General features: G+C 64.6%; 3 protein-coding genes. 1 reads left to right on the top strand and 2 read right to left on the bottom strand.

From position 1 onward, the window contains the following. Nucleotides 1-449: 449 nt before the first annotated feature. Nucleotides 450-2777 (top strand): hypothetical protein, encoded by a 2328-nt coding sequence (locus MJD61_22490; protein MCG8558028.1) that lies wholly within the window; start codon nucleotides 450-452, stop codon nucleotides 2775-2777. Here the strand turns inward: MJD61_22490 and MJD61_22485 are convergent. Beyond that, nucleotides 2769-3893 (bottom strand): hypothetical protein, encoded by a 1125-nt coding sequence (locus tag MJD61_22485; GenBank protein ID MCG8558027.1) that lies wholly within the window; start codon nucleotides 3891-3893, stop codon nucleotides 2769-2771. The two genes, MJD61_22490 and MJD61_22485, sit on opposite strands and share 9 nt — an antisense overlap. Nucleotides 3894-3902: 9 nt before the next feature. Then, on the bottom strand, nucleotides 3903-4553 hold the full coding sequence (locus MJD61_22480; protein ID MCG8558026.1) for a hypothetical protein: 651 nt from the start codon (nucleotides 4551-4553) through the stop codon (nucleotides 3903-3905). Between the last annotated feature and the right edge of the window lie 320 nt (nucleotides 4554-4873).

The raw sequence follows: 4873 nt of genomic DNA, 5'->3' as shown, positions 1-4873 counted from the left end.
GCTAACGCCCGTGGGTCTGAACGTCAACTTTACCGCCCGCTCCACCCGGCTTGGCCGAGCGGGGCGCCAGCATGGCCGAGACAGCGGGCAAGCGCAAGCCCCTCGGCGAATTCGTCCAGGGCGATCGAGTTCTAACCGCGCCCCGCCACGAGATGAACACGGCGAGCAGCAACTCGACCCGCCAGCTACCATCTGCACACAGAGTCACGATCATTTTCCATCCCTATTGTCTAAGTTGCTGACCCAAGCGTCCCCGGCCGCGTTCACCCGCGCCGGAAAAACGGACTGCACCGAGAACTCGATAGCCCTGCGAATTCGTCAGGCGGGCCGCCCCAGCCCGCTAGCACTCAGTCTTGCCGGGCGGCGGCGCGCGTGACACGCTTGGGATTATTGACATTCGGCGCTTCGGGGGGTGACAGTGGAATGCTGCGAAGCGTCAGGAGGTCGGCTTGGAGATACTCTTGGCGCTCGCGGGTGCTTCACGGGGCCGCCCGAACGCGCGGCTCGGCTGTGCGCGACACACGAGCTCTGGCTCGATCGGTTGGGGCGCTTTCACCCGGACCGGCGCTCCCCACCCGGCAGGCTGCGTCGCGCGCGTCCCGACTTCGCTGAGCTGTCTATGCGCCCTGTGGGCTTCCGCAGCGGTTGCATGCTCGTCCAACGCCGCCGGGCCAACCGACCCCATGCCGGCTGCCCCGACTCCGGTGGGGGGCTCTGGCGGCGTGCATGTCCAATTCGAGCTGGCGCGGTGGCCGCTTCGATTTGGCTCGGTGCCTTGGCCGGACGACCTGTATCTCGACTCGACGGGACGTATCAATCTCGCAACGACTACGGCACCCGCGGTCACGACAGCGCCCGGAGCCCTGCCCCTTCTGGGACCGTGGATGCAGGAACTGCAAGGATTTAGTCCGGTGGCACCCGTCGTCTTCTACCTCGACGGTACGCTGGACTCCTCCACGCTACCTCGTCACGAGCGGACATCGACCACCGCCCACGCAAGCGCTTTCTTGCTCGATCTCGATCCAAGCTCCAATACGGCATTCCTGCGTATGCCGGTCGTCTACCACTGGAACGCGGCACGCCGACAGCTCGCCATCCAGCCAGCACCTGGAGCGCCGCTCGTCCCTGGGCGCAAGTATGCCGCAGTCGTTACGCGGATGGTTAGGGCCGCGGACGGCAGCGCGCTTCAACCGTCCCCGGACTTCGCTCGCATCCGCGACGCAGAAACAGTGCCTCAAGACCCACTGCAGGCGTCGGCGTACGATCACTTCACTCCGGTACTGGACTTGCTCGAGGCTCGGGCCGGAATCGCCCGCAAGCAGATCGCCGCGCTTGCGGTCTTCACGGTTCAAGCGATCGATCGGGACTTGTCGGACGCGCGAGGGATTCTGCATGAGCTTCCACGCCCCAGGGCGGAGATCGACTGGCTCGCCAGAGACCATCAGCTGGAGGCGGTGCTGGGAAGTCCGCTGACCCGTCAGTACGGGCTGGATCAGAAGGGCGGGGTCCTACACGACAACATCGGGTGGATGGTACATGGACGGCTACGCGTGCCCAATTTCGCGATCGGTCGAGCCGGAGCGCGGCCGCGCTTTGGGCGCGACCCGCAGGGCAGGCTGAGCACGCCCAGCTTCGCCCACGTACCCTTCACGCTATGGCTGCCGAGGGGGGACACTCGTAACCGCCAGGAAGCGCTCCCGGTAGTCCTCTTTCAGCATGGCTTGGGGGCGGAGCGCAGCGACGGTCTCGCCCTGGCGGACGCCCTCAACGCATCCGGATTCGCCGTGCTGGCCCTTGACGCACCCATGCACGGGCTGCGGCTAGCCCGCAGCGATGTGAGCAATCGCTTCACCGGTGTTCCAGTGCCGGACCTCTTCGGGGACTCTCGCGGAAGCGAGGTTGCGGAGCTCTTCCTGGGTATGAAGACCCTGGACATCGACCCCACGTTCGTGCGCGACGTCCGTGCCCAAGCCGTCGTAGAGCTGATGAGCGCGGTTCGACTCTTGGGTCAAGGGGACTGGTCCGAGCTGACGCAGCGTGACAGCAAGCTCGAGCAACTGTCGTTCGACGCCGACCAGATCGGCTTCGTGGGAATCGACCTCGGCGGCGAGCTCGGGGTCGTGGCCGCCGCCAACGAGCCCGCGCTGCGTGCACTGGTTGTTGTGGGCAGCGCTGCACCCATCGTCGACGCTGCCATGGATAGCCCGGTTGCGCACCAGCAACACCTCTCCCCCCTGTTGAGCGAGGTCGGCATGGATCCGTTCAGTGTCGACCTCGGCAACGATCCGCCGCCTCGCTGGCCTACGCTGGTGCTGTGGCAGACCCTGCTCGATCGATCCGACGCCGCAGCTTTCAGCAGCGTGCTGCAACAAGCCCGCGTGCACGTGCTGGCGATCGAGGCACGCCACGACGAGATCGTGCACAATCGGTGGAGCGAAGCGCTGGGGCGGGCCCTGGGCTGCGATTTCGTAGGAACGCCACGCCATCTCGATACCATCCGCTCGGTCACCGCGCCCGTTAGCAACAATTACACGGCCGGGTCGGAGCGAGCGACGCGCGCACTCTTCGAGTTCGCCCCGGCTACCCATGAACTGCTGCTGCAAACACAGGGCGAGAGTCGCTACCAACACCCGCTCGAACCGCCTTTCGCTCCCAAACCCCCCGAAGCTGTGAGCAATCCGATAGACAGGGCACTGGGCCAGCTAACGTTCTTCTTTCAGTCCTGGCGCCAGGGGTCTACGACGGTCGTCGACAGGACCGCGCCACCGCTACCGTGACGTGCGCGCAATGACATCGGCTATATCGCCCCAGAGCTTCTGGAACATCGTTTCGCTAAAGCGGGCCCCGCTATGGAGCCAGCCCGGCGAGTCCTTCCCGTTCACGCGGTGAGGAAACTGGCCGACCACATCGAGGTGATCACCCACGTAAACACCTCCGAGTCGACCCCACACTTGGCTCAGAGTCGGCACCATTCCGTCGTTGGTGCCCGCACTCAACGGTACCGGGAGCTCGTACTGCAGGCGCCTCTCGATGTCGTCGCCGGGGTAGGGGTACGGGTAGTGCCTGTGCTCGCGAGCACTGATGGCGTAGGTCATGCGAAAGATGAGGTGCGTCATGAGCCTATATGGATCGAGCTCCAACGCTTCCGAGCTCGGCGGCGGCGCGGCAGTGACGAAACTCACGTACCGAGTCGCTTCCCTATCAGCCACCGCCGCGTTGAACAGGTCGATCGCCTCGGGCGTAAGCTGAATCATGGCTCCTTGATCCGAGGCCACGGCACGCAGGAAATCGTAGATTTCGTGATCCGACTTGTGAGTGATTCGCTTCAGCAAGCGCTCGGCAAAATGATCCAGTGCCGTGCCCCTGCGGCCGAGGATATCGTCGTAGTGCGCAAGCTTGCTCATCAACTGCGCAAGCGCATAGACGCTCACTCGACCCGGTGCGCTCGTCGCCAGTAGAGTCAGAACGTAAAGCACATAGCGGCCGTTCATGCTGGTAAAGAAGTTGGCCAGTGGTGTGCCAAAATGGGGGGTGGATAGCAGCGTGGCCGAACGCGCGTGATCGCCGATCTGCTCCTCGTCCGTAGACGCGTCGAGACGAACACCGGGTGTGAGAAGGAGCCGTACATCGAGCCCACCGGTGCTGTGGCCCACGAAATGCAGGTGTTTCGCATCGAGCCCCCCCTGCGAGCGTACGACATTCAGCAATCGCAGGGCACGACGGCGAATCGAGCTCGTCGGCTGGGTCGCCACCTCGAACAGCGTTGCGTCGACGCCCTTCGACTTCAGCGCTCGGTCAAGGACGTCGGTGACGCGCTGGAAGTAGCTGAGCGATCCAATCTGATCGAAACCAAAAAAACCCGGAACGAGATAAACGTGGACGTCGGAAGCCATCCGGCAACTCTAGCCCACGCTGCGAACGGCTGCGATGAAAGCTCTGATCTTGACTGCGTCCTTGGTGGCGCGAGCCGCCTCGACCCCGCTGCTCACGTCAACAGCATGAGGGCCCACAGTGCGTATCGCTTCCACCACGTTTTCGGGCGTCAGTCCGCCCGCCAGCACCAGCGGATGGCGGGACGCGATAGGAGCGACGCGCGGCCAACTCGCAGCAATCCCCTTACCGCCCCCCGCCGGGCCGTCGACCAGCACCCCTCCGGTGGCGAGATCCCGAAAGCCCCCGCCCGCTGGGCTGGCCTGATCACCGCGCGCGCAGCTGTTTCGCTCCTGCCACTGCCGAATCCGCGACTGCAGGCCCGAGCCATCGAAGAACACCGGTAGCGTGGGGATCGCCCGCAATACATCGGCGCCCGAATAGACGGCCTGCAGGATATCGAAACCCAGCGCGAAGACGCGGCTTCTCAGCGCCTCATCCATGCGACCCACGACCGCTACGGTGCATACCGCGTGGGAACGAGCGCACTGCAGCAGCCTCCGAGCCCGCTGCTCGCTGAGCTTGCACGGCCCGTCGGACAGGACGAAGCCGAGCGCATCCGCACCCGCCGCCGCAGCAGCATCCACGTCTTTGGCACACGTCAGCCCGCAGACCTTCACCATTACACGTTGCCGGAGGCTCGAACCGGATTGGAGCACTAGTGTCCTACTCCCTGAATCCCAAATGTCGCACATGACTGCCGGGCCCTTGACGCCGCTCGAGCTAGTGCAGCGCATACTCGAGGAGAACACCGCCAGCGGCCGTCAGAACCGGCGGGAATCCATCATAATCCCTGGCAAGCGGTACTAGTGCCTCGCCACAGGAATCCTGGTTGGTTGGGGCCTGCAGTGGGGCTCGCTGGCAAGGCGGACCGACGAAGACTGCGGTTCATTTCGATGCGGTGCAGCGCATATTCGAGGAGGTCCCAACGCCGCCAGCGGGC

The sequence above is a fragment of the Pseudomonadota bacterium genome, from assembly GCA_022361155.1.
GTDB lineage: Bacteria > Myxococcota_A > Polyangia > Polyangiales > JAKSBK01 > JAKSBK01.
The sequence above is the reverse complement of the archived record's forward strand: the minus strand, read 5'-3'. Positions and strand labels throughout refer to the sequence as shown.